The following is a 23,330-nucleotide window of genomic DNA, read 5'->3' as shown; positions in this document are numbered from 1 at the left end:
GGCTTCAGTTCGTCTCCTTGACGTCCTTCAGGGCCAGGGCGGCGATGACGTTCTGGTCGGCGTTCCACTTCTGGAGGGTGGAGCCGTCGCACTCGGCGACGTAGATCTTGCTGATCTTGTAGGTGTTCGGCTGGTAGTAGTCCGGGTTGGCCGACTTCGGGTCACGCGGCTGAAGGCAGTACCGCCCGCTGCTGTCGACGATCTGGTAGCTGCTGGCGTACTTGTTCGTCTCGCCGTAGACGGTCCATTTCTGGTTGATACCGCCCGTGCAGGTCTTGGTCTGCACGTACTGACCCACCGCCGTCGAGAACGGACTGGTCAGGCAGTAGACGGTGCCGTTGTTGGTGGTGATCGTCCCGGTGGCGTGGTTGTCGGCGGTCCCGGCCTTCGACGAGTCGAGCGCGGGCAGGCTGTACCGCTGGTTCCATTCGACGTTCGCCGGGTTCGGGTTCTGCTTGCACGGCCAGGCGATCAGGTGCCCGAAGTTGACGTTCTTCTCAGTGACGTCGAGGCACCGGCCGAACTGGTTGTAGTTGACCAGCTGGCCGACGGCCTGCCCGGCCGGGGAGGCGGCCATACCGGCGCCGACCGCGGCGTCGGGCGACCAGCGGCGGGCGTTGACCGAGCTGGTGTTGCAGGCCGACGAGTTGACGATCAGCAGGAGCAGGCTGTCCGCCGCGCCGTCGGTCTCCCGGTAGAAGCAGGAGCCGTCGGTGTTGGTGCCGGCGGTCAGTTCGGAGCCGACGAACTCGGCGGAACCGTTGAAGCTCCACTGCTGCCGGTACATCGAGGGTTTGGAGCCCTGGCACGGCTGCACGGTGACCCGGTTGCCGGTGACGTGGGTGGTGCCCGCTTCCAGGCACATGCCGAGCGGCCGGGACGGTTTTTGCGAGGCGACCAGCACGATCTGCAGATTGTCGGTGTACGCCCAGGTCTGCGACACCGCGCCGGGGCTGCACAGCTGCATGGTGACCTCCGAGGCGGACGGGTCGCCCGAGGTGGCCGCGATGCAGTAGTCCTTGACACTGCCGCTGGTCCGGTACGCGTGGATGAGCCCGCCGTAGATGTTGGCGTTCGTGGTGTGCAGCACGTAGGTGCCGCTCAGCGTGCGGGTCAGGGTACGACCGCCGGTGACCGCCTTGCCGACCGCGGTGAACCGGGCGTACGCCGGGACGTACTGCGGCCCGTTGACGGTGGCGCAGGAGATCGCGTTGTCGTGGAGCCAGCCGGCGTCCTTGCCCTGCGGATCAGTGCGGTAATAGTCGACCGAGACGGTGTACGACGACGCGTTGCCCGCTCCGACGGTACCGGTGAGCGGGCTGCACGGCAGCTCGGACCGATCGCCCTCCTCGGCGCCGGTGATGGCGTTGGTCTTGACCGCGCCACGCACCTGGGCGAGCCCGACGTCCAGCCCGGCCTGCGCGGCGTGCAGCGCCAGCACCCGGCGGGCCTGGAGGTTGGAGTCGCTGATCGCGTTGATCACCATCGAGGTGAGCATGGCGCTCAGGCTGACGCCGACGAGCGTGATCAGAACGGCGATGGGGAGCGACCCGTCGTCCCCACGTCGGCGCCAGGACCTCATGAGCTCACTCCCCTGGCCTCGGTGCAGGTGCCCGAATTGTCGTCGGCGGTCGCGTTGAGCGCGGTGAACGTGATGTCGGTGACCCGGCTGGACGAGGCCTCGCCGGAACCGACCTTCGCCGTGAAGAAGACCCGCAGCCGCTGGTAGCGGAAGGCGTCCAGGGCGTTGGCGTCGGCCGGGGTGACCGTGAACGGCTGCGCCGAGGTGGTCAGCGACGCCAGCGTGGTCCAGCCGGTCGGGGCCAGCGCACCGGTCTTGACCCACTGGCGGCGCTGCAGCTCGCTTGTCGACGGGCGCAGCCGCAGCTCCACGCAGGTGTCCACGTCGTCCAGGTTGACCAGGTACTCGACGTAGAAGTCGCCGTCCACGGTCGCCGGGTCGCTGATGCTCCGGGCGTACCGGATCTCCTGGTCCAGGGTCCGGAACGCGGCGGTGACCTGCGTCTGCGCCTCGATCTCGGCGTCGATCGAGTTGTACGACCGGTAGATCTGCACGATCGCGACGGTGGTCACCGCGGTGACCACCCCCATCAGCGACGTCGCGACGATCAGCTCGGCCAGGGTGAAACCACTGTCGTCGCGCCGCTTCATCCCGTCACCTTCCAGGTGGCGTTCTTGGTGATCGTGCCGCCGACCGCGTCGGTCACCGTGACCACGACGGTCCAGCTGCCGGCCTTGGACGGGGTTCCGCTGACCACGCCGGTCGCAGCGTCCATGGTCAGCCCGGTGGGCAGGTTGGTCGCGGTGTAGGCGTACGGCTGGACACCGCCGGCCGCCGCGATCGTGACCGTGGTGGCCGTACCCATCGTGAAGGTCTGTGCGGCGACGCTCAGCGACAGGGACGCGGCCGTGAAGGTGAACGTCTTGGACGCCGCCTGCTGGTGAAGGTCGGTGACGGTGACCGTCGAGGTCCAGGTACCGACCGCGGTCGGGGTGCCGGAGACGATGCCGGTGGCCGAGGCCATGGTGAGGCCGGGCGGCAGACCGGTCGCCGTCCAGACGAGCGCCGGGGAGCCGCCGGTCGCCGCGAAGGTCTTGGTGTACGCGACCCCGCCCTTGATCGTCGACGCGCTGGTGTTGCTGGTGCTGATCACCGGCAACGCCTTGATCTGCCAGCTCCAGGCGACGTAGTCCTGCTGGTCGTAGATGTCGGTGACGACGACCCGGGTCGGATAGGTGCCGGCCGTGGTCGGCGTGCCGCTGACCGTGCCGGTGGTCGCGTTGATCGAGACGCCGGGCGGCAGGTCCAGGGCCGACCAGTTGCGGTCGCCCTCGCCGCCGGCGGCCGCGAAGCTCAGCGACACCGGCAGCGTGACGTCGTCGTAGACGACGGCGTCCATCTCGGTGGTCAGGGTCAGCACGCCGGCGCTGCTGTTGGTGTTGAAGACCGGTTCCTCGGTCTTGCTGCCGATCAGCGACGAGCTGACGTACGTGCAGAAGTCACCCGGGCAGAGCCGGCCGGGCCAGGTCACCGCGACGATGACCCGGTAGAACGGGATGAGGTTGCTCTGCCCGGCGGCGGCCGAGGCGGCGATGCACTCGGAGGCGTCCGCGCTCGGCCGGACACACCCGCCGATGTAGAAGTGCTGCCGGTAGGTCAGCCCGTTGAGGGTCTGCTCCAGCGGGGTGGTCGGGAGCTTCGCGGTGGCGCCGGCCCCGGAGGCGGCGTCGGTGTCGTAGGCGACGTCGGTGAGGGCGCTGTCGAGCATCGGGCCGACCGCGTCCAGCGGTGCGGCCCACTGGTCGGTGACGCTCTGCCGGTCGCGGCCGGTGAGGATGGCCGCGACCTTCAGAGCGTGCACCCGTTCCATGGCGTCGTCGGCGAGCTGGATCGCGATCAGCTTGTCGCCGTGCAGATGCGCGAGCCGGCTCGTCGCGACGAACAGCCCGGTGAGCGACGCCGTCACCACCAGGACGACGGCGATCGCCACCATGGTCTCCACCAGGGTGAAGCCCGAGTCCGGAGCCTCGTTACTCCTCATTGACGTCGGTGATCGGCGTCAACTTGCTGATGTTCGCGGGCGCGTTCCACTTCTGCAGCTCGGAGCTGCTGCACTTCTCCACCTTCACCTTGCTCGTGCCGTCGCTGTGGGTGTCCTTGACGGCGGCGTTGAGGTCGGTCGGCTGCAGGCAGTTGCCCTTGCTGTCCATGATCCGGTAGCTGGAGGCGTAGTTGTCGGTGGCGTGGTAGACGGTCCACATCAGGTTGTCGGCCAGCGTCGTGGACTTCGGGTTACAGGCCACCGTCGTGACGTAGATGGTCGAGGACGTGCTGTGCGGCGACTTCAGGCAGAAGAAGTCGGTGTTGTTCGAGCTGACCGCGATCGGGCCGGTCTTCTTGTATTCGGGGGCGACCGGGATCGGGTGCGTCCAGATCTGGTTCCAGTCGACCGCGGCGGCCGGGCTCTGCTTGCAGAACCACGCGATCATGTACGACGAGCCGGTGTTCTTGCTGGTCACGTCGAGGCAGCGGCTGAACTGGGCATAGTTGACGAGCTGGTTGGTGGAGTCACCGGCCATGCCGGCGCCGACACCCGGGTCGGACCGCCAGATCACCAGCGAGGTGTTGCCCGAGCAGGAGTTGAGCAGGATCGGGGTGCCGATCGTGTTGGCGGCCTTCAGGTTGATGCAGTAGCTCTCGATCGCCGACTTGGTGCTGGTCGAGTGGAACTGGCTGCTGCCGTCCAGGCTCCACTGGTATTCGGTGGACCGGGTCACGTCCGGGCACTTCTGGAAGACCACGGCGACGTTGTTGGCGTGCGCGGTCTTCTCCGGCGTGAGGCACATGCCTAGGTTGTTGTTGGTCCCGTTCTCCGAGTTGATCAGCTTGAGGTACAGGTCCTGCGTGTAGCCGAACTGCTGGCTACTGGAGCCGTTGCAGACCTTGGCCACCAGGGCGGTACCGGCCGTCGGCTTCGACGAGCCGGCGTCGAAGCACAGGCTGCCGGTCGTGGTCGCGGCGATCCGGATCGCGCCGCCCGGGATGTTGGTGTTACTGGTGGAGAAGACATAGGTGGCGGTCAGCTTGCGAGCCCCGTCCACATCGTCGGCGGCGGTGGCCTTCGGCGACAGCCCTCTGGACGTCACCTTGGCAGTGGCCGGCACCTCGATGAGCGGACAGTCGAGCTTCTTGTTCTCCTGGTTGTAGTACTCGATCGTCACCCAGTAGTTGAGTTTCTCGCCGGTGCTGTCGACCCCCGCGTCGCCCTTGATGTCGCACTTCGGCATGTCTTCGAGCTGGCCCTCCATCTGGCCGTCACCGTCGAGGTCGACGGAGGCCGCCCGGACCCGTGCCATCACCACGTCCAGGCCGACCTGCGCACCGTTGAGAGCGGTGTTGCGGTCGACGATGCCGCGGGTGGTCTTGATCTGCTGGACGACCACCGGCAGCATCATGGCCGCCATGACGACGCCGACTGTCACGATCATCATCGCCATCGGCAGCGATCCGCGATCGTCGCGGGAGAAGCGGAGCGTGGTCATCATGTGGTCGGCCTTCCCTTGCTGCAGTCGTTGAACGACGACGATCCACGGGCGATGTTCTGAGCGGTGAAGACGCTGTCGAAGGGCAGGGAGACCTTGCCGACCTTGACCGCGAACCTGAGCCGGATCTGCTGGTACTGCGTCTCGAACGTCGAGCCCACCCCGGAGGTGCCGACCGCGGCCGAGGCGTACGGCTTGGCGCCCGGTGCGTAGAGCTCGACCGGCCCCTTGGTGGTGTCCGCGGTCACGCCGGAGGCGATGATGAACGGATTGGCCGGGGTGGAAGACGGCAACGTCCACGACGCCAGGGTGAGCACCCCGTTGTCGAGCTTGATCTGCCGGCACGGGGATTCGAGTTTCTGGTTGACCGGCAGCGCGTACTCCAGGTACCAGCGGCCGTTCACCGCCTTGGCGTCGGAGACCCACGTCGCGTACCGCAGCTCTCGGTCGAGCCGTCGGAAGCTGACGTCGATGGCGTCGCGGACCGACACCGTCTCCTCGGTGCGGTTGACGCTCGAGTAGATCTGCAGGACGGCGGTCACCGACACGGCCATCACCACGGACATCAGGCTCGCCGCCACCAGGACTTCCACGAGGGAGTAGCCCTCATCGCCGCGCCGCCGCACCCGCTTCCCCCTTCTGATCAGTTTCATGCGATGGTCCAGACGAACGTGGTGATCGCGGTCTGGGCCGGGGTCACACTGACCGCGGTCAGGGTCACCAGGTAGGTGCCGGCCTTCGTCGGCGTACCGCTGATGGTGTCCTTGCCGGTGTTGTAGGTGAGGCCCGGCGGCAACCCGACCGCCGTGACCGTGGTGGCCTTGTTGCCGAGAGCCGTGGCGTTGGTGGTGACAGGCACCGTCACCGCCTGGTTCAGGGCCGAGGTCATCTCCGTAGTCGGTGAGGTGAAGCCCAGGGCCGCCGGATTCGCGATGACCAGCGCGAACCGGTCACTCTTCGTCAGGCCCAGTGCGTCGGTCACACTGACCGTCGGCAGGTAGCGGCCGGGGATGAGCGCGACACCGGTGATCTTGCCGGTGGTGGTGTTGATCGTGACGCCGGTGGGCAGGTCGGTGGCCGCGTAGGTGTAGGTGCCGTAGCCGCCCGAGGCCGACACCGTGGCGTTGACCGAGGTGCCGGAGTTGACCTGCTGGTCGGCCGGCTTCACCAGGGTCAGGTCCGGGTGGACGTTGTGGGTGTAGGTGACCTCGGCGAAGGCGCCGTTGATGTCGGTGACCCGGATGACCGCCGTGTAGGTGGCGATCGCGTTGCCGGTGATCGCCCCGGTGCCGGTGTTGATGGTCATCTCGGCCGGGAGCCCGGTCGCGCTGAACGTGTACTTGGGGCTGCCGGTCAGGTCACCGCCGGCGGCGGTCGGCTGGATGGTCGCGGCCTCGCCGACGTGGGTCCGCGGAGCCGACGCGAGGGTGATCGTCGGCGGGTCCACCACCCGGTACGTGATGCTGCTCAGGGTGTCCGAGCGGCCGGCCTTGTCGGTGACCTTCGCGGTGCCGCCGGAATAGGTCCCGACCTTCGTGGCCGTCCCGCTGAGCTGGCCGTCCGTCGACCCGGTGATGCCGGGCGGCAGGCCGGTGAAGACCCAGGTGTTCGGCAGCGTGCCACCGGTGGCCTTGAACTGGAACGGGGTGGCCATGGTGACGCCGTTGTAGAAGACCGGCACCGGGTTGAGCGTCAGGTTCCGGACGACCGGCGACGGGCGCTTGACGTCGAAGACCGGCTCGGCGACCCGGGACACCAGGGTCGAGGCGATGTACGCGCAGCGCCCCCCGGTCTCCGGGCAGCTCTTGTGCGGCCACGTCTCCAGCACGACGACCCGGAAGTACTGCAGGATCGTGGTCGCGTCGGCGGGCCGTTTGGTGCTGGTCGACGGGTCGACGCAGTCGTCGGTCGTCATGAAGTAGACCTCACAGCCACCCACGAAGATCGACTGCTCGAAGGTGATGCCACCCACCGTCACCGACTTGGTCTTGGTGGGGATGGCCGCATCGTCACCGGCCGCCGCGTCGGCGTCGGCCGACCACTCCATCTTCATGCTCTTCAGGTACGGCTTGAGCCGCTCCTTGAAGGGACTGGTGTCGGAGGCGGCCTTCCACTGCGTCGTCACGGTGTCCTTGCCCCGCCCGACCAGCAGCGCCTTGGCCTCCAGCGCCCGGATCTGCTCCAGCGCGGTGGCCGCCACCTGGGACGCCTGCCGCTCGTCGCGCTGCTGTGAAACGGCTGTCGTGCCGTCCACGAAGAACATACCCAGGCCCGCCATGGCGACACTCAAAACCGCCAAGGCGACAATGAGTTCGACGATGGTGAAGCCCTCGTCTTCTTCCCGTCGCATCTCACTCCCAGCTGTGCTCTTCCAGAGAATCGGCACAGCGTCCATCGGCACTCGGCCGGGGGAGTGAAGAAAACTCAGCCGGTTCGTTCGCCGATGTAGTGGCAGAGCTGTTCGAGGGCCTTCCGGGCCGGCCCGGCGGGCAGGGTGCCGGCGCTGCGCCGGGCCGCCTCCGCGTAACCGTGCACGGTCTCCCGCGCCTGCTTCAGCGCCGCCGACTCACGCAGCAGGCCGAGGGCCTCCGCGTGCTCCTCATCGTCGGTCAAGGGGCCTTTCGACAGGAGTTCCCGCAAACGGGGACTGCCGGCCGAAGAGTCGGACAACACGTAGAGCACCGGCAGGGTGGGCACGCCCTCCCGCAGGTCGGTGCCGGGCGTCTTGCCGGATTGGGCGGTCTCCGAGGCGATGTCGAGCAGATCGTCGGAGAGCTGGAAGGCGATACCGATCGCGGTGCCGTACTCGGCGAGGGTCCGCACGTGGTGCTCGGGCAGACCGGAGAAGAGGCCGCCGAACCGGGCCGAGGTGGCGATCAGCGAGGCGGTCTTGTCCTCCACGACCTGCAGGTGGTGCCGGATCGGGTCGCCACCGCGCGGGCCGACGGTCTCCGCGAGCTGCCCGCGGACCAGCTGAACGAGCATGCCGGCCTGCAGACGGACCGCCTCGTCCCCCAGGCTCGCGGCCATGTCCGCGGCCCGGGCCAGCAGGAAGTCGCCCACGTAGACCGCGATCCGGTTGCTCCACCGGGAGTTGGCACTGGCCGCGCCCCGCCGCAGCGGCGCCTCGTCCATCACGTCGTCGTGGTAGAGGGTGGCCAGGTGGGTCAGCTCCATCATCACGGCGGCGGTCAGCAGCTCGGGCCGGGACGGGTCGCCGAGCTGCGCGCCGAGCGCGACGGTCAGCGGGCGGAACCGCTTGCCACCGGCCCGGACCAGATGCGCCGCGGCCTCGTCGATCAGCGGGTCGGAACTGGTGACCGAGACCAGCAGCTCCTGCTCCACCTCCGCCAGGAACTCCGCGACCCGGTCACGGACGTCCGGATCGACGAGGTCGCTGAGTCCAGGTATCGAGGCCGCCATGATCAAAAGGCTAGATCACGCCTCTGAGAGAACGCCGGCGAGCCCGCCGGTGCAGAATCAGGACATGACCCTCACCGACCCGCTCGATCTGCTGGACATCGACAGCCTGCTCAGTGACGAGGAACGGCAGATCCGCGAGACGGTGGCGCGGTTCGTGACCGACCATGTGCGGCCGCACGTGGCGGACTGGTTCGAGGAGGGCACCTTCCCCCGCGAGCTGGCGCCCGAGTTGGGCAAGCTGGGGGTCCTCGGGATGCACCTGGAGGGCTACGGCTGCGCCGGGACGAGTGCGGTCGCCTACGGCCTGGCCTGCCTGGAGCTGGAGGCCGGCGACTCGGGGCTGCGCAGTTTCGTCTCGGTGCAGGGCTCGCTGGCGATGTTCTCGATCTGGCGGTACGGGTCGGAGGAGCAGAAGCAGGAGTGGCTGCCCCGGATGGCGGCCGGCGAGGCGATCGGGTGCTTCGGTCTCACCGAGCCCGATTTCGGCAGCGACCCGGCGAACATGCGCACCCGGGCGGTTCGCGACGGTGACGACTGGATCCTGAACGGGTCCAAGATGTGGATCACCAACGGCAGCATCGCCGACGTGGCGACCGTCTGGGCCCGTACCGAAGAGGGGGTCAGGGGTTTTCTCGTCCCCAGAGACACACCCGGCTTCACCTCCCGGACGATCAAGAAGAAGCTGTCGCTGCGCGCCTCGATCACCGGTGAGCTGGCGTTCGACGACGTGCGGCTGCCCGCCTCGGCGCAGTTGCCCGGCGCGCAGGGGCTGGGGGCGCCGCTGAGCTGCCTGAGCGAGGCCCGGTTCGGCATCGTCTTCGGCTCGGCCGGGGCGGCCCTCGACTGTGTGCGCACCGCGGTCGACTACGCGAAGGCGCGGGTCCAGTTCGGCAAGCCGATCGCCGCCTTCCAGCTCACCCAGGAGAAACTGGCGGACATGGCGGTCGGCCTCAACACGTCGGCGCTGCTCGCGCTGCACCTGGGCCGACTCAAGGACGCCGGCACGATCAAGCCGCACCAGATCAGCGTCGGCAAACTCAACAACGTGCGGACCGCGCTGGCCATCGCCCGCGAATGCCGCACCATCCTCGGCGGCAGCGGCATCACCCTGGAGTATTCGCCGCTGCGGCACGCCAACAACCTCGAATCGGTCCTCACCTACGAGGGCACGTCCGAGATCCACACGCTGGTGATCGGCCAGGCGCTGACCGGCCACGCCGCCTTCAAATGAGCTACTGGTAGCCGCGGATCTGGCAGAACACCTTCGTCAGGTCGCCGCCCCGGGCGTCCCACACCTCACCGCCACTGGCCTGGGCGACCTGCCGCATCTGCTCCTCGGCGGCCTCCCCGAACAGCACCGGGAAGACCGGCACCGGCTCGGCGTCGGCCGGGCGTTTCCGCAGCTGGGCGGTGAAATCGGCGAGAGCCCGGCCGCGGTTGCTCTCGCCGTCGGTCATCAGCACGATGCTGGCGAACCGGTTCCGGTCGGCGGCGCCGTCCAGTTCCCGGTAGGCGGCGAGCAGCGAGTCGTACACGGCGGTGTCGCCACCGGCGGACAACCGGCCGACCGCGGCCCGAAGCCGCTCCCGGGACGGCTGCGGGTCGGCGGCGTCCACGGTGAAGCGCCGCGCCGCCGCCGGTTTCGAGCTGAACGGGAGCAGGACCACCTCCTCGCGGCTGCGGAACCGGCAGGACTCCCCGGTCAGTGAGGTGTTCAGGCCGGTCAGCCCGGCGAGCGCGGTCTTCAGCTGGGCGATCCGGCCGCCCCGCATCGAGCCTGACACGTCCAGCACGTACACCGTCCGGGACGGCCGTCGCAGCCGATCCTGGTACGCGGTGAGCAGCGCGTCGATCGCCTCCCGGGTGTCCGGGAAGGACAGTTCCACCGGGGCGGCCGGCAGCTCGGCGGGCAGCGTCACTCCGGTGACCGCGGGCCGCCGCCCGGTGTCCCGCACGATCCGGTCCTGCACGGCGGCGCCGCGCAGATGGGCGGCCAGCCGCTCGTGCGCGTCGCGGGCTTCGGTGGCCGCGCCGGTGAGCAGGGTCAAGGGATAGTCGGCGCTGATCACCCCGTCCCCGGGACGGATCACGGTCAGCTGCTCGGACAGCTTCCCGGAGGTGTTCAGCTCCAGCAGCGACGCCTCGTAGGTGATCAGCCCGTCCACCGCCGGGCCGGGATCGGTTCCGGTCATCCGCCCGATGTACGCGTCGGTCAGCCAGCCGGACGATCCGGCGGTGATCCGCTGCCCGCTGAAGAACGCGGTGAGCGGGGCGGCCACCCGGTCGATCGCGGCGGCGTCCAGGGCCCGGCCTCTGCCGTCGAGTGCCGAGGCGACCGCCACCAGCGCCGAGAAGCCGGTGTTGGAGGCGGCCGGGTCGGTCATCGCGAAGGTCAGCTCGCCTTCGCCGGCGGCGGTCGCGATGTCGGTCCAGGTGACCGCCCGGCCGGTCCAGCCGAGGCGTTGTGCGGTTGACGCGCGGACGCCGAGCACCACCGGCGAGCCCATGATCCGGGTGGCGTTGCCGAGCCGCTGTTTCGCCTCGGGCAGCGTTTCCAGGTAGCGGTTCGAGGAGAACCACAGCGCGTCGTACTTCCCGTCGGCCCGGCCGGTGGCGACCGCCTCGGCGCCCTCCAGGCTGCCGATCAGGTCCATCTTCACCGAGACGCCGGTCGCCTTCGCCGCCTCGTCGAGGATCGGCTGCATGTCGGCCAGTTCGCTGCCGGCCAGCACCCGGAGCGTCGTCGGCGGTCCGGAGCTGACCGGAAGCGGCGGTGGTGGCGTCTCCCTCCCCGTGCAGCCGGCCAGGATCGTCGCCGCGAGCAGGGCGGCCAGGAGACGTCTCACTTCGGGCACTGTGCGGCCTTCCGCTGCTCAGCGAGCTTGTCGAGCATCAGTTCGAGCACCTGGTAGTCGGGCGGTTCGACGACCACCGGCGGGTTCGGGCGGTCGGCCAGGGTGCGGCCCTGCGGGCGGAACCCGTACTCGGCCGCGATGTCCTTGAGGGTCACGTCGTCGCGCAGCAGCTTCCCGAGCTCGCTACCGGCCGGGGTGAGCGGGACCAGGGTGTGCCAGGCGTACACGGTCGGGTCGGGGAACAGCAGCACCCGCTCACCGTCGGCGGGCACCCGCTGCTCGGAGACGGTGTCCAGGAACTGCGACTCGTAGACCAGCGCCATCGGGATCCGCTCCGGCCCACCGGTCAGGTACTCCTCGAAGAGCACGCCGCTGGTGTTCGGTTTGGTGCCCTGGTCGAGGACGAGCCGGCACAGGTCGGGCAGCAGTCTCGGCAGCGCGTCGGCACCGCTGACCGGCCGGTCGTCGTTGAGCACGGCCGACGCGATGGAGAGGAACATGATCGCCGAGTTGGAGTCGGCCGGGTCGGTGGTCCGCAGCATCACCACGTTGCCGTTGGGCGAGCCCGGGTTGACGTCTTTCCAGGTGGTCCCGGCCCGGCTCATCTCGATCAGCCGCCCGATCGAGACGACGTCGCGGCCCTTGACGGTCTGCACCACGCCGTCGGCGCGCAGCACCTCGACGGTCGGCTTGAAGGTGGCCACGCCCATCACCGAGGAGAACGGCTTGTACGACTCGGTGATCCCACGCTCCTCCATGATCTTCTCGGCGGTCGGGGTGCTCGACGGGAACGCGAAGTCGTACCCGGAGGCGACCCGCTTCGCCATGTCGCGGGAGCCGTCCGCGTCGATCCGCAGCGTGAACCCGGCACAGCGGAGCACGTCGACGACCCGCGAATCCCTGAGGTAGGTCTCCTTCTCCGAGCCGACGATGCCGCTCACCTCGGTCTGCGTCGTGGCGCAGGTGCCACCGGCGACGGCCTCCTCGCGGGTCGCCACCCGCCAGACCACGACCAGGATGAGCAGCACCGCCACGGCGACGGCGAGTAGCCGGAGTCTCATCGGGTCGCTCCATCGATCAGGCGGGTCGAGTCGTCGCGGCCGGAGGTGCCGGGACGGACGCCCCAGCCGAGGAAGGCACCGGCCGTGGCGAGGGCGGGCAGCGCCCACAACGCCGAGGTCGCGTCGAGCAGGCCGGCCGAGGCGAGGCCCAGACCGGCTACCGCACCCAGCGCACCGCCACCGATCGGCCACGCCACCTCCCGGGACATCCGGGACGGCGCCTCGGCCCGCGGGTTCAGCGCCGCCCAGGCCTCCTCGCCGAAGTCGGAGGCGCTCGCGTACCGCTGATCGGGGTCTTTGGCCAGGCCCTTCTCGACCACCCGCCGCAACTCGGCCGGAATCGTCGGCGGCAGCCCGCGCGGCGGGTCGAACAGGTGCGCCCGCAGCGGGAACGGCATGCCGGTGTCGCCGAACGGCAGCTTCCCGGTCAGCGCCTGATAGAGCACGACGGCCAGCGAATAGATGTCGGCGCGGTGGTCCGACCGGGTGCCGAGCAGGCGTTCCGGGGCGATGTAGGACGGCGTGCCGACGATCTGCCCACCCCGGGTGATCTCCGGGTCGGCCGTGTCGATCCGGTGCGCGATACCCCAGTCGAAGAGGTACGCGTGATCGTGCCCCGCCCGGTGCCCACGCTCCAGCATGATGTTCGACGGTTTCACGTCACGGTGCCGCAGGCCCTTGGCGTGTGCGGCGGCCAGCGCGGACGCGATCTGCTGGACGATGTCGACCGCCCGGGCCGGGTTGAGCGGCGCGATCCGGATCTCCTCGGCCAGGGTGATGCCACGGATCAGGCGCATCGCGATGTACGGCTGAGGCGTCGCCGCGAAGTCGTAGACGGCCACCACGTACGGGTTCTCGATCTCGGCGGCCAGGCGCATCTCGCGTAGGAAGCGTTCCCGCAGCTCCGGGTCGAGCAGGGCGGCCGAGGTGAGCAGCTTCAGCGCGACGGTCCGGCCGGTGTGGCTGTCGAGCGCCTCCCACACCTCACCCATCCCGCCCTTTCCCAGCAGCGTGATCTTCTGATAGCGGCCGCTCTGCTCGGGCATTTCCACTCCGGACGGCATCGAGGTGCTCGGGACCGGATAGTACGACCACCTGACCTGCCAGAAATCGGCGCAAACTCCCGCCAATGCGCACGCGAGAGCCGGCTGTTCATCACACGTTCATCCATGGGTCGCGCCGCCCCGAGAGACCCGTACCGATGAAGTATGTTTATGATCTTGCCGCGTGATCCACAGAAAACTGTCCATAGTGGCAGCAATAGGATTGATCGCGGCCGCCGTTCTCGGCGCCTCCCCCGCCCACGCCGACGAGACCACCGCCGAACCCCCGGTGGTGGAGCTGGTCCTCGACGTCAGCGGCTCGATGAAGGCCGCCGACATCGACGGCGAGACCCGGATGACAGTCGCCAAACGCGCCTTCAACGAGGTCGTCGACGCCCTGCCGGAGACCACCCAGCTCGGCATCCGGGTGCTCGGCGCGACCTACGGCGGCGAGAACAAGAAGCTCGGCTGCAAGGACACCCAGCAGATCGTGGCGGTCGGCCAGGTCAACCGGGTCGCCGCCAAGAACGCCATCGCCACCCTGAAACCGACCGGGTTCACCCCGATCGGGCTGTCCCTGCGCGAGGCGGCCAAGGACCTGGACGGCGCCGGCTCGGCCCGCCGGATCGTCCTGATCACCGACGGCGAGGACACCTGCACCCCGCCCGACCCCTGCGACGTGGCCCGCGAACTGGCCGCCCAGGGCACCGACCTGGTCGTCGACACCCTTGGTCTGGCGCCCGACGAGAAGACCCGTAAACAGCTGGTCTGCATCTCCCAGGCGACCGGGGGCACGTACGCCGCGGCGCAGAGCGAGGAGGAGCTGACCGACCGGATCAAGCAGCTCGTCGATCGGGCGGCCCAGCCGCCACCGGTCACCCCGTCCGTGGTCAAGGGCGCACCCGACTGTGCGACCGCGCCGCTGCTGGCCGCCGGCGTCTACACCGACCGCGAGCTGATCGGCGAGCACCGGTACTACCGGGTCTCGGTCCGTGACGGCGACGAACTGCGGGCCTCGGTCAGCATCGCGCTGGACCGGCCACTGAACCGGGACTACGGCGTGCTGGTCAAGGCATCCACGGTGGACGGCCGGGAATTGGTCCGCGGCGTGGACGCGGGTAGCGGACGGGCCGACGTGATCTCGGCGGGTCTGCGCTGGTCCGGTGACGAGGAACCGGCACTCTCCGCGACCTCGGACATCTGCCTGATCGTGAGCAACTCGTTCGCGTCGGCCACCGCGGCCGGCGCGCCCGGTATGCCCGTCGAGCTGAGCATCGGCCTGGTCGCCGCCTCCCAGGCGCCGGACGCCCCCGGGCTCGGCCGCGGACTGCTGCTGCTCTTCGTGCTCGTGATCGCCGGCCTGATCGCCGGAGTGCTGGCCGGCTGGCTGACCCGCTGGTGGGTCGCCAAGTGGAAGGAGAACTGACCATGCAGCAGCTCATACTGGCCGCGGCTCTTCTTCTCGCCGACCCGTCCGCCGGACCCACCCCGCTGGTCAGCACCGCGGGCACGTCGTACCTGACCGCGGTGGCGATCTCGGCGGATCAGCCGGTCGACGTCTCCGCCGTGACCGGCGACTACCTGTACTGGCAGTTCCCGGCCACCGCCGGGCAGCGGCCGGAACTCGCGATCGACGTCAAGCTGCCGGCCGAGGGGCGGACCGGTTCGCACGCGTGGACCGTCGAGGTGTTCGACGGGCTGCGGCGTCGGCAGGCCTGCGTCGGCGGCGAGCAGAGCCCGGTCGCCGAGACGTCGGACACCTCGGTGACGCTCGGCTGCCGACTCCGGCAGGTCCGCTCGTGGGCCGAACCGTGGGACGGCGACCCGCTGCCCGGCACCTACTACGTGCGGCTGTCGAGCACCGACCTGCCGGAGAAGGACCTGGGCCTACCGGTCGAGGTGAACCTCAAGCTGACCGCGCCGACCGGTGACACCGGCGCCGATCAGGGTTCGCTGGCCGCCCCGCTGGTACCGGACAACCGCCCCGGCAAGGTCCTGACCACACCGGCGCCCGTCCCGTCGGCTGCGCCCGCCGACGAGTCGTCGTTCTCCTTCGACTGGATCCCGGAATTCTCGTCCCGCTGGATCTGGACGGCGAGTGGTGGCGTCCTGGCCGCGCTGGCCGGCCTGATCGGCTTCTCCTGGACCCGCCGGCGCCGGGTCTGAGAACAGCGCCACCGTCGTGAGGCGTCCCGCCGGGGACGCCTCACGACACGGCGTCAGATCGCGGACCGATCGGCGATGTACGGCCTCAGCTCCAACTCGATCGAGCGGGGGCCGTGCCGCTCGGTGCGAACCAGCTCCGGGCGTCCGATGTGGTATCCCTGGGCGAAGTCGACACCCAGCTCACCCAGCATCACCATCGTCGCGTCGTCCTGCACATATTCAGCGGCGGTGCGGACACCGAGATCGCGGCACATCCGAACGACCGACCGAACGATCACCTGGTCGGTCGGCGATCCGGGAAGATCCTCGATGAAGCCTCCATCGATCTTGACCAGGTCGATCGGGAAGTACTTCAGGTAGCTGAGCGAGGCGAACCCCGCGCCGAAGTCGTCGAGGGCCAGTTTGCAACCGAGGTCCCGGAGTCCGGCCGCGAATCGCAGGGCCTCCGTACGGTTGCCGATGAGGGCGGTCTCGGTGATCTCCAGAGTCAACCGCTCCGGGTCGACGCCGTACCTGCCGATCGCCGTCTCGATGTGCCTGATCAGGTTCGGATCGGCTAGCGACTTCCCGGACACGTTGATTTGGTAGTGCGACGTCTGCGGGCCCTGACCCACGAAGCGGAGTGCCTGATCGAGCACCCACCGGTCGACCGGGAGGATCTCGTCGACCCTCTCCGCCAGATCGAGGAAGTTCAACGGCGGGAGCGCCCGGCCGGCACCGTCGAGCACCCGCAGCAGGATCTCGTGACGGGTGACCCGGTTCAGAGCGAAATCCCAGATCGGCTGGGCGTACAGGGCGAATCTGTTGTCGGCGACGGCGGATCGGATGCGGTCGCCGAGAGTGGCTCGACGTTCCTCCTCCGAGGGCGCCTGCCACAGGACATGCATCGGCACACCGTCCCGGGCGGCTCGCCGCCAGGCCGCCTCCGCATCGATCAGGAGGTCAGCGCTCTCCGTCACCGGCCGGTCGCCGTACCGCACCAGTCCCCCGCGTGCGTCCAACCGGGCGGCACACGCCAGGAACGGCGAGTCGCGAAGCCCGCTGATGATCTCTTCAGCGATCGGGACCGCCGACTCCAACGTGGTGTAAGGCATGAGGACGCCGAACTCACTGGGACCGACGAGGCCGCACGTGTCGGCCGGTCGGATCAGACGCCGCAGGCTCTCGGCGGTGGCCGAGGTCAGCTCGGCCGAGATCCCGTCGGACGCGGCATGCCCCGGTTTCTGGGAACCCGGCGGCGCCGCGACGAACAGCAACGTGCCGGTGCCGAGCCGCCGGGCGGTGTCCACCTCGTCCAGGAATCGAGAACGAGTGAGCAGACCGGTGATCGAATCCCGATCCAGCAGGTCGGCCCGAACGTTCTCGTAACGGCGCGCGAGCCGGTCGTTCTCCTGACGGGCCATCTCGATCTCGGTGTGGTCCTGTGCGGTTCCGACGATCCCGATCCGCCGGCCGCCGCTACCTTCGACCGCTTCGATGAAGCAGTGCACGTAGACGGTGGCCCGGTCGGGACGGATGACCCGGCAGGTAACCTCGGCCACCGAGCCGTCCCGCCAGGCGACGGTGATCCGCTCCCGAACGTTCGCCCGCTCGTCCGGGTGGATCAGCCTGAACAACTCCGTGATCGACGGCCGCAGAGCCACCGGAGCCACCCCGAGGATCATCGCCATCTCGTTGGACCAGACCAGCTCCTGGCGGCGGGCATCCCAGACGACCGTGCCCAGCTTCGCGAGCTCGGCCGCACGGCTGAACCGGTGGATGTCGTCCAGGCCGGCGGCGAGTGGATCCTGCGGGTCGACGTCGGTGGTGATCTCACGCCCCAGTGCGATCCGTCGGGCATGCTCCTGGCGGATGCTCCGGACGGCACGCCGCGCCCGCGCGTGTTCCATCGGGGTGGGCGTCGCACGCGACGCCAATGCGATCATCTCGTCGAGACTCATCTGCGCCTCCTCGCCGCTTCCTGATAGTCCGCGTCGGCGGCCAGCTCCTGAAAACGGCGACGCGCCTCCGCCTTGTAGGTGCGGACCGTGTTCTCGGTGATGTCCAGCTCAAGGGCGATCTCCGCGTCCGTGCTCCCATCCATCTCCAGCGCCAACACCTCACGCTGACGTCGGGGAAGTCGCCGCAGCAGATACAGGATGGTCTGCCGGGCCTCATAGGGATCGGCCGGCTCGGTCAGCCGATCCGGAACGATGTCGTCCAGGGGCGCTTCCCGGTGACGGCCGTTCTGAGCCTGGAGATGCCACAGCTTGTTGCGTGCGACCTTGCGCACCCAGATGAGCGGCCGCTGGTGCCGGGAGACCACGTCCCACTTGGCGTAGGCGACGATGAAGGCCTCCTGAACGGCATCGTCGACAAGGTGCCGGTCTGGGCACAGACTCCACAGGAACCGTTCCACTCTCGGATAGTTCTCCCGGAAGAACACCTCGAAGGCCGCCCCTGGGGCGACCTCGGTGTTCTCGCTCCATGTGGCCTCGGCGGGATTCATGCCATCGTCTCCGGCGAGTGCTGTGCAACCGGGCCGACCTCGACCACACGCCGCCCGTCGCCGTCCTGTTCGTCCACCCGGACCGGCATCTGCTGACCGGCCGACCGCACGATGCCGGCGATCCGCGCCGACCGCTCCCGTTCGACCTGCAACCGGCCGTGCTGAAGCAACATCATGCGCAGCACTGCTCCGAGGTTGAGGCTCACCGCCAGCACGGTGATCAGCCCGTCCCCTGAGGCGAGCCATCCCCCAATGTCGATCATTACCGTCCTCCAGCTGTCAACCCTTCTGCAACTAAGTCCCGGAGAACGACGTTCGGTAAGTGCCCGAGCGGCGGGCAAATTCGAGAAGATCGATGATCAAGACCTCAACTGCGCCAACTCATCCGTACGACCAATCGATGCTGCCCGTTAGGTTGAGTGACGCTCAGTGATGGAATCATGCCCGCGAGCAAGTGCACCCGCGGGCTTGATTCGCTCAGAGCTTGTCGAGCTGGGTCACCACCATCGCGATCGCGAAGAAGCCGTAGAAGGTGATCGCCAGCAGCAGGCCACCCAGGCGCCAGCCACGGATCCGGATCGGGGCCGGCAGGTCCTTCGTGTTCAGCCGGACCAGCAGGATCGAGTAGAGCAGTGTCACCACCGAGGCCGCGCAGGTGGAGACGATCAGCAGGCCCAGCGGTTGGGTGAAACCGGCCAGCAGGATGGCCGAGCCGAGGACGATCTCGATCCACACCACGAGCAGGTAGAGCCGCGGCTCGGTCCACCGCACCGAGTCGGTCAGGTAGTTGCGGCGCAGGAAGTCCGACGCCAGCCGGCCGATGATGTCGAGCAGGCCCATCGCGGCCGCCCACAGCGAGACCACCGCGACCGCCAGGAACAGCAGTTTCAGCCAGGTGCCGACCTCGGCCTCGAAGATGTCGCCCTGAATCCGCAGGAACGACGGGTCCGACTTGAGATCGCCGCGGCCGAACAGCGTCTCGTACGCCAGCAGGCTCATCACACCGATCGTCACGAAACACACCGCCACGAACGTGACCAGGTGCTCGACGTTGGCCCGCTTCCACCACAGGTTCCAGCGGCTCATCGACGTCTCGTCCAGGGGGAACTGGTAACGGTCGCCGTTGCCGGACGCCTCCTCCTGGCCGGTGATCGGCGAGACCAGCCGAGGCACGTGCGCGCCCATGCCGTACCGCTTGTCCCGGATCCAGTTGCTCAGCACCAGATTGTGCACACCACCGGCACCCGCCGCCCCGATCGCGCTGAGCAGCATGGTGAACGTGATGCCGTCCGGGATCTGCCCGAACTCGGTGACCGTGGCCTTGGCGCCGTCACCCCAGGTGCTCAGCGAGATGACGAAGACGACCACGACGGCGAGGAAGAACAGCGTGAGGACGACCTTGACGGTCTCCACCCGCTCGACGGTCCTGTAGACCACCTTGGACAGCGACAGCAGGGCACCGATGACGACCAGGGTGGCCACCGTGATCCACACCGGGTCGCCGCCGCCGATCAGGTAGGTGAACACCGTCGAGCCGCTGGTCGCCCAGCCGGGCCACACGTACTGGAAGGCGCCGGCCAGGCAGATGATGATGCCCCAGCCCTTCCACCAGCGGGAGAACCCGGCCACCACGGTCTGGCCGGTGGCCAGCGTGTAGCGCTCGATCTCCATGTTGATGACGAACTGCACGGCCAGCGTGGTGAACGCGAGCCAGAGCAGGCCGAGGCCGCCGATGGCGGTCAGGTAGGGCCAGAGGATGATCTCGCCGGCCGCCATGCCGATGCCGACGGCGACGACGCCGGGCCCGACCATCTTGCGTAGTCCGGGGGGTTCGGGAAGGTCACGAGTGGTGGTCTCGGTCAACATGTCCGCGCTCCAGGAGTCGGGAGAGGTGAAGCAACATCCGCGCGATGTCGGGGGTACGCCCGGTGAACAGCTCGAACGCGGCGGCGGCCTGATAGGCGCACATCGCCGCGCCGCCGACCGCCCGCAGTCCGGCGGCCCGGGCCGCGCGCAGCAGCTCGGTCTCGACCGGCATGTAAACGATGTCGGCGACCCACAGGCCACGGTGGAGTGACTCTGCGGGAAGCGGGATCCCCGGGTGGTGACGCATACCGATCGGACTGGTGTTGACCAGCCCGTCGGCGTTCTTCAGGAGGGCCGGACCGGCCTTCGTCAGGTGTTCCGCGCCCAGCCGTCCGGCGAGCTCTGCGCCGCGGGAGTGGTCCGGGTCGACGATGGTGAGCCGTTCGACGCCCAGACCGCGCAGGGCGTGGCCGCAGGCGGCTCCGGCTCCGCCCGCCCCCAGTTGCACCACGTGGCCGGTGGCCGCGCCGGCGAGCTGGGTACGGAAGGACTCGGCGAACCCGTACGCATCGGTGTTGTGCCCTTGCCGTTTTCCGTCTGTGAAGACGACGGTGTTGACGGCGCCGATTTCCCGGGCGTTCGGGGACAACTCGTCGAGGTGCCTGATCACCTGCTGTTTGAAGGGGTGGGTGATGTTGAGCCCGGCGAAGCCGTCGCGCTCGGCCTCGTCCAGGTGCCGTTCGAGCTCCGCGGGACTGTCGGTGTCGAACAGCGTGTAACTGAGTCCGAGGTGGTGGTGGCTCCCCTCGGCCTCGTGCAACGCGGGTGACAGCGACGCGCCGATCCCGGTCCCGATCAACCCGACGCATGCCGCCATCTCGATCTCCGTTTCTAATGTACGAACTGGTACGTTAGTTATCGGGTGTGACGGCGGACACTGTCAAGGCCCACGGCAGACTGGGTTCATGACGCAGGAGAAAACAGTGCGGGCAGAGACGGGCGAACGGCGGCGCGACGCCGAACGCACCCGCACCGAGCTGCTCGACGTGGCCACCGACGAGTTCGCCGACCGCGGCTACAGCGGGGCCAGAGTGGACGAGATCGCCGCCCGGACCCGCACCACGAAACGGATGATCTACTACTACTTCGGCGGTAAGGAGCAGCTCTACCTGGCCGTTCTGGAGCGGGCGTATGCGGAGATCCGCGCCGCCGAGCGGACCGCCGACGTCGGCCATCTCGACCCGGTCGCGGCCGTCCGCCGGCTCGCCGAGGTCACCTTCGACCACCACGAAGCGCACCCCGCGTTCATCAAGCTCGTCGGCGTGGAGAACGCGCAGCAAGCCAAGCACATGAACCACGTGGCGCGGCTCGTCGACCTCAACAGCTCGGCCGTCGACCTGCTCCGCGAGGTACTCGAACGGGGCCACGCCGAGGGCCTGTTCCGCGACGACGTCGACGCCCTCGACGTCCACATGATGATCAGCTCGTTCTGCTTCTTCCGCGTCGCCAACCGCCACACGTGGGGCGCGCTCTTCGACCGGGACCTGCTCGACCCGGACCGTCGGGAGCACTACCGCACGATGCTCGGCGACCTGGTGACCGGCTATCTACGAAAGTGAGTCCCGCATGCGCCGGTCGATCGCCACCGTCTGTCTCTCCGGAACCCTCGACGACAAGCTGACGGCAGCGGCCGCGGCCGGTTTCGACGGCATCGAGCTGTTCGAGAACGATCTCGTGGTCTCGCCGATGGCGCCGGCCGAGGTCCGCAAGCGGTGCGCCGACCTGGGCCTGAGCATCGATCTGTACCAGCCGTTCCGCGACCTGGACTCGGTTTCCGAGGGACGGTTCCGGAACAGTCTGGACCGCGCCGAGCGGAAGTTCGACGTGATGGCCGCCCTCGGTGTGCACACCGTCCTGGTCTGCTCCTCGGTCGCGCCGGACGCCGTGGACGACGACGACCTGGCCGCCGCGCAACTGACCGCGCTGGCCGAGCGCGCCGACGACCACGGCATGCGGATCGCCTACGAAGCGCTGGCCTGGGGACGGCACGTCTCCACATGGGACCGCTCGTGGCGGATCGTGCAGCGCGCCGACCATCCGGCGCTCGGGCTCTGCCTCGACTCGTTCCATGTGCTGTCGCGCGAGGTCAGCCCGGCCGGGATCGCCGGGATCACCCCCGGCAAGATCTTCTTCCTGCAACTGGCCGACGCGCCGCACCTGAGCATGGACGTCCTGCAGTGGAGCCGTCACCACCGCCTCTTCCCCGGCCAGGGCGCCTTCGACCTGCCCGGTTTCGTCCGGCTGGTGCTGGCCGCCGGCTACCGGGGGCCACTGTCGCTGGAGGTCTTCAACGACGTGTTCCGTCAGGCCGACCCGGCCCGTACCGCGATCGACGCGATGCGCTCCCTGATCGCGCTGGAGGACGACCTCGGGATCCGCCGCCTCCCGGACGCGCCCGAGCTGACCGGCCACGCCTTCACCGAGTTCGCCGTCGACGGCAACTCCGGCCCGGAGTTGCGGTCGGCACTCCGCGGACTCGGCTTCGCCCACACCGGCCAACACCGCACCAAACCCGTCGAACTCTGGGAACAGGGCACCGCCCGGATCGTCCTGAACAGTGCCGTGACCCAGCCCGGACCGGCCGCCATCAGCGCGTTCGCGGTCACCTCGGCCGATCCGAGCCGGTCGTTGGCCCGGGCCGGGGCGCTACTCGCCCCCGCCCACCCGAACGTCCGCGAACCGGGCGAAGCCGAACTGGCCGCCATCACCGCCCCCGACGGCACCAGTGTCTTCGTGACCCACCCGGGCGACGACTGGCGAGCCGACTTCCTGCCCACCGGTACCGCCGCGGGCCCCGGTGCCGGCCTGCTGGCGGTCGACCACCTCGGACTGGCCCAGCCGTTCGACCACTTCGACGAGGCGGGACTCTTCTACCATTCGGTGCTCAATCTGGACCATCTGGCCACCGAGGAGTACGCCGCCCCGTTCGGCCTGATGCGTTCCCGAGCCATCGCGAACCCGTCCCGCACCGTCCGGCTGGCCCTGACGGTGGCCCTGCTCCGCCGGGGCGACTGGGCACCCGCGGTGGCCGACCCCCAGCACGTGGCCTTCACCACCACCGACATCATCGCCACCGCGGCCGCACTGACCGTCCCCGCGCTACCGGTCCCGGACAACTACTACGAGGACCTGGCCGCCCGTTTCGCCCTGACCGCCGACTTCGTCGCCGCCCTGGCCGCCCACGGCATCCTCTACGACCGGGACCCGTCCGGCCACGAGCTCCTGCACCTGTACACCCCGGTCTTCGGCGGGCGCGTCTTCTTCGAGATCGTCGAACGCCGCTCCCACTACGACCGCTTCGGCGAGCCCAACGCCCCGGTCCGCATGGCGGCTCAACGTCACCGCCGCCTCAACCCCTGAGGTG

General features: G+C 69.0%; 20 protein-coding genes. 5 read left to right on the top strand and 15 right to left on the bottom strand.

Annotation, left to right across the window (positions count from 1 at the left end; all coding sequences use genetic code 11):
- Positions 1–4: 4 nt before the first annotated feature.
- From Q0Z83_RS51225 to Q0Z83_RS51195, 7 genes are all read right to left on the bottom strand, one after another.
- Positions 5–1,582, bottom strand: coding sequence for a ricin-type beta-trefoil lectin domain protein (locus tag Q0Z83_RS51225; protein WP_317790828.1), 1,578 nt, complete (start codon positions 1,580–1,582; stop codon positions 5–7).
- On the bottom strand, positions 1,579–2,172 hold the full coding sequence (locus tag Q0Z83_RS51220) for a prepilin-type N-terminal cleavage/methylation domain-containing protein (protein ID WP_317790827.1): 594 nt from the start codon (positions 2,170–2,172) through the stop codon (positions 1,579–1,581). The genes Q0Z83_RS51225 and Q0Z83_RS51220 overlap by 4 nt, the downstream gene beginning before the upstream one ends.
- Positions 2,169–3,563, bottom strand: coding sequence for a putative Ig domain-containing protein (locus Q0Z83_RS51215; protein ID WP_317790826.1), 1,395 nt, complete (start codon positions 3,561–3,563; stop codon positions 2,169–2,171). Before Q0Z83_RS51215 ends, Q0Z83_RS51220 begins: the two co-directional genes overlap by 4 nt.
- Positions 3,553–5,067, bottom strand: coding sequence for a ricin-type beta-trefoil lectin domain protein (locus Q0Z83_RS51210; RefSeq protein WP_317790825.1), 1,515 nt, complete (start codon positions 5,065–5,067; stop codon positions 3,553–3,555). Before Q0Z83_RS51210 ends, Q0Z83_RS51215 begins: the two co-directional genes overlap by 11 nt.
- Complete coding sequence (locus Q0Z83_RS51205) at positions 5,064–5,717, bottom strand: PulJ/GspJ family protein (protein ID WP_317790824.1); 654 nt, start codon at positions 5,715–5,717, stop codon at positions 5,064–5,066. The genes Q0Z83_RS51210 and Q0Z83_RS51205 overlap by 4 nt, the downstream gene beginning before the upstream one ends.
- Complete coding sequence (locus Q0Z83_RS51200) at positions 5,714–7,414, bottom strand: putative Ig domain-containing protein (RefSeq protein ID WP_317790823.1); 1,701 nt, start codon at positions 7,412–7,414, stop codon at positions 5,714–5,716. The genes Q0Z83_RS51205 and Q0Z83_RS51200 overlap by 4 nt, the downstream gene beginning before the upstream one ends.
- Before the next feature lie 74 nt (positions 7,415–7,488).
- Positions 7,489–8,487, bottom strand: a complete 999-nt coding sequence (locus Q0Z83_RS51195; RefSeq protein ID WP_317790822.1) for a polyprenyl synthetase family protein — start codon at positions 8,485–8,487, stop codon at positions 7,489–7,491.
- A 64-nt stretch (positions 8,488–8,551) separates the two neighbouring features.
- Here Q0Z83_RS51195 and Q0Z83_RS51190 point away from each other — a divergent pair, with 64 nt between their 5' ends.
- Positions 8,552–9,718, top strand: coding sequence for an acyl-CoA dehydrogenase family protein (locus Q0Z83_RS51190; RefSeq protein WP_317790821.1), 1,167 nt, complete (start codon positions 8,552–8,554; stop codon positions 9,716–9,718).
- 1 nt (position 9,719) lies between these two features.
- Here the strand turns inward: Q0Z83_RS51190 and Q0Z83_RS51185 are convergent, their stop codons facing one another.
- The 3 genes from Q0Z83_RS51185 to Q0Z83_RS51175 are packed head-to-tail and all read right to left on the bottom strand — an operon-like array spanning position 9,720 to position 13,449.
- Positions 9,720–11,333 (bottom strand): vWA domain-containing protein, encoded by a 1,614-nt coding sequence (locus Q0Z83_RS51185; RefSeq protein WP_317790820.1) that lies wholly within the window; start codon positions 11,331–11,333, stop codon positions 9,720–9,722.
- The gene (locus Q0Z83_RS51180; protein ID WP_317790819.1) at positions 11,330–12,403 is read right to left on the bottom strand and encodes a hypothetical protein; all 1,074 of its coding nucleotides are present in this window, start codon (positions 12,401–12,403) and stop codon (positions 11,330–11,332) included. Before Q0Z83_RS51180 ends, Q0Z83_RS51185 begins: the two co-directional genes overlap by 4 nt.
- Positions 12,400–13,449, bottom strand: a complete 1,050-nt coding sequence (locus Q0Z83_RS51175) for a serine/threonine-protein kinase (protein ID WP_317790818.1) — start codon at positions 13,447–13,449, stop codon at positions 12,400–12,402. Before Q0Z83_RS51175 ends, Q0Z83_RS51180 begins: the two co-directional genes overlap by 4 nt.
- Before the next feature lie 181 nt (positions 13,450–13,630).
- Between Q0Z83_RS51175 and Q0Z83_RS51170 the strand changes: the two genes are divergently transcribed.
- Positions 13,631–14,872 carry a VWA domain-containing protein gene (locus tag Q0Z83_RS51170; RefSeq protein WP_317790817.1) on the top strand — a complete coding sequence of 414 codons (1,242 nt, stop codon included), beginning with the start codon at positions 13,631–13,633 and terminating at the stop codon, positions 14,870–14,872.
- On the top strand, positions 14,842–15,612 hold the full coding sequence (locus tag Q0Z83_RS51165) for a heme exporter protein CcmD (protein WP_378079039.1): 771 nt from the start codon (positions 14,842–14,844) through the stop codon (positions 15,610–15,612). Before Q0Z83_RS51170 ends, Q0Z83_RS51165 begins: the two co-directional genes overlap by 31 nt.
- A 53-nt stretch (positions 15,613–15,665) precedes the next feature.
- Here Q0Z83_RS51165 and Q0Z83_RS51160 read toward each other — a convergent pair whose 3' ends face one another.
- From Q0Z83_RS51160 to Q0Z83_RS51140, 5 genes are all read right to left on the bottom strand, one after another.
- Positions 15,666–17,552 (bottom strand): GGDEF domain-containing phosphodiesterase, encoded by a 1,887-nt coding sequence (locus tag Q0Z83_RS51160; RefSeq protein ID WP_317790815.1) that lies wholly within the window; start codon positions 17,550–17,552, stop codon positions 15,666–15,668.
- Entirely contained in the window at positions 17,549–18,100 is a 552-nt protein-coding gene (locus Q0Z83_RS51155) for an RNA polymerase sigma factor (RefSeq protein WP_317790814.1), read from the bottom strand. The genes Q0Z83_RS51160 and Q0Z83_RS51155 overlap by 4 nt, the downstream gene beginning before the upstream one ends.
- Positions 18,097–18,363: a hypothetical protein gene (locus tag Q0Z83_RS51150; RefSeq protein ID WP_317790813.1), complete on the bottom strand. Its 267-nt coding sequence runs from the start codon at positions 18,361–18,363 to the stop codon at positions 18,097–18,099. The genes Q0Z83_RS51155 and Q0Z83_RS51150 overlap by 4 nt, the downstream gene beginning before the upstream one ends.
- A gap of 214 nt (positions 18,364–18,577) precedes the next feature.
- On the bottom strand, positions 18,578–19,966 hold the full coding sequence (locus Q0Z83_RS51145; protein WP_317790812.1) for an Nramp family divalent metal transporter: 1,389 nt from the start codon (positions 19,964–19,966) through the stop codon (positions 18,578–18,580).
- The gene (locus tag Q0Z83_RS51140; RefSeq protein WP_317790811.1) at positions 19,941–20,783 is read right to left on the bottom strand and encodes a shikimate dehydrogenase; all 843 of its coding nucleotides are present in this window, start codon (positions 20,781–20,783) and stop codon (positions 19,941–19,943) included. Before Q0Z83_RS51140 ends, Q0Z83_RS51145 begins: the two co-directional genes overlap by 26 nt.
- A 106-nt stretch (positions 20,784–20,889) precedes the next feature.
- Here Q0Z83_RS51140 and Q0Z83_RS51135 point away from each other — a divergent pair, with 106 nt between their 5' ends.
- Positions 20,890–21,525, top strand: a complete 636-nt coding sequence (locus tag Q0Z83_RS51135) for a TetR/AcrR family transcriptional regulator (RefSeq protein ID WP_317790810.1) — start codon at positions 20,890–20,892, stop codon at positions 21,523–21,525.
- Between the two features lie 7 nt (positions 21,526–21,532).
- Positions 21,533–23,326: a bifunctional sugar phosphate isomerase/epimerase/4-hydroxyphenylpyruvate dioxygenase family protein gene (locus tag Q0Z83_RS51130; protein WP_317790809.1), complete on the top strand. Its 1,794-nt coding sequence runs from the start codon at positions 21,533–21,535 to the stop codon at positions 23,324–23,326.
- Positions 23,327–23,330 lie beyond the last annotated feature (4 nt).

The organism is Actinoplanes sichuanensis (assembly GCF_033097365.1).
Lineage (GTDB): Bacteria > Actinomycetota > Actinomycetes > Mycobacteriales > Micromonosporaceae > Actinoplanes > Actinoplanes sichuanensis.
Note: the sequence above shows the minus strand (reverse complement) of the source record. Positions and strands in the feature narration are given on the sequence as shown.

Bases quoted from the DNA above. Each gene is read 5' to 3' on its own strand.
- Q0Z83_RS51225 (WP_317790828.1), bottom strand. From the start codon at position 1,582: ATGAGGTCCTGGCGCCGACGTGGGGACGACGGGTCGCTCCCCATCGCC.
- Q0Z83_RS51220 (WP_317790827.1), bottom strand. From the start codon at position 2,172: ATGAAGCGGCGCGACGACAGTGGTTTCACCCTGGCCGAGCTGATCGTC.
- Q0Z83_RS51215 (WP_317790826.1), bottom strand. From the start codon at position 3,563: ATGAGGAGTAACGAGGCTCCGGACTCGGGCTTCACCCTGGTGGAGACC.
- Q0Z83_RS51210 (WP_317790825.1), bottom strand. From the start codon at position 5,067: ATGATGACCACGCTCCGCTTCTCCCGCGACGATCGCGGATCGCTGCCG.
- Q0Z83_RS51205 (WP_317790824.1), bottom strand. From the start codon at position 5,717: ATGAAACTGATCAGAAGGGGGAAGCGGGTGCGGCGGCGCGGCGATGAG.
- Q0Z83_RS51200 (WP_317790823.1), bottom strand. From the start codon at position 7,414: ATGCGACGGGAAGAAGACGAGGGCTTCACCATCGTCGAACTCATTGTC.
- Q0Z83_RS51195 (WP_317790822.1), bottom strand. From the start codon at position 8,487: ATGGCGGCCTCGATACCTGGACTCAGCGACCTCGTCGATCCGGACGTC.
- Q0Z83_RS51190 (WP_317790821.1), top strand. From the start codon at position 8,552: ATGACCCTCACCGACCCGCTCGATCTGCTGGACATCGACAGCCTGCTC.
- Q0Z83_RS51180 (WP_317790819.1), bottom strand. From the start codon at position 12,403: ATGAGACTCCGGCTACTCGCCGTCGCCGTGGCGGTGCTGCTCATCCTG.
- Q0Z83_RS51175 (WP_317790818.1), bottom strand. From the start codon at position 13,449: ATGCCCGAGCAGAGCGGCCGCTATCAGAAGATCACGCTGCTGGGAAAG.
- Q0Z83_RS51160 (WP_317790815.1), bottom strand. From the start codon at position 17,552: ATGAGTCTCGACGAGATGATCGCATTGGCGTCGCGTGCGACGCCCACC.
- Q0Z83_RS51155 (WP_317790814.1), bottom strand. From the start codon at position 18,100: ATGAATCCCGCCGAGGCCACATGGAGCGAGAACACCGAGGTCGCCCCA.
- Q0Z83_RS51150 (WP_317790813.1), bottom strand. From the start codon at position 18,363: ATGATCGACATTGGGGGATGGCTCGCCTCAGGGGACGGGCTGATCACC.
- Q0Z83_RS51145 (WP_317790812.1), bottom strand. From the start codon at position 19,966: ATGTTGACCGAGACCACCACTCGTGACCTTCCCGAACCCCCCGGACTA.
- Q0Z83_RS51140 (WP_317790811.1), bottom strand. From the start codon at position 20,783: ATGGCGGCATGCGTCGGGTTGATCGGGACCGGGATCGGCGCGTCGCTG.
- Q0Z83_RS51130 (WP_317790809.1), top strand. From the start codon at position 21,533: ATGCGCCGGTCGATCGCCACCGTCTGTCTCTCCGGAACCCTCGACGAC.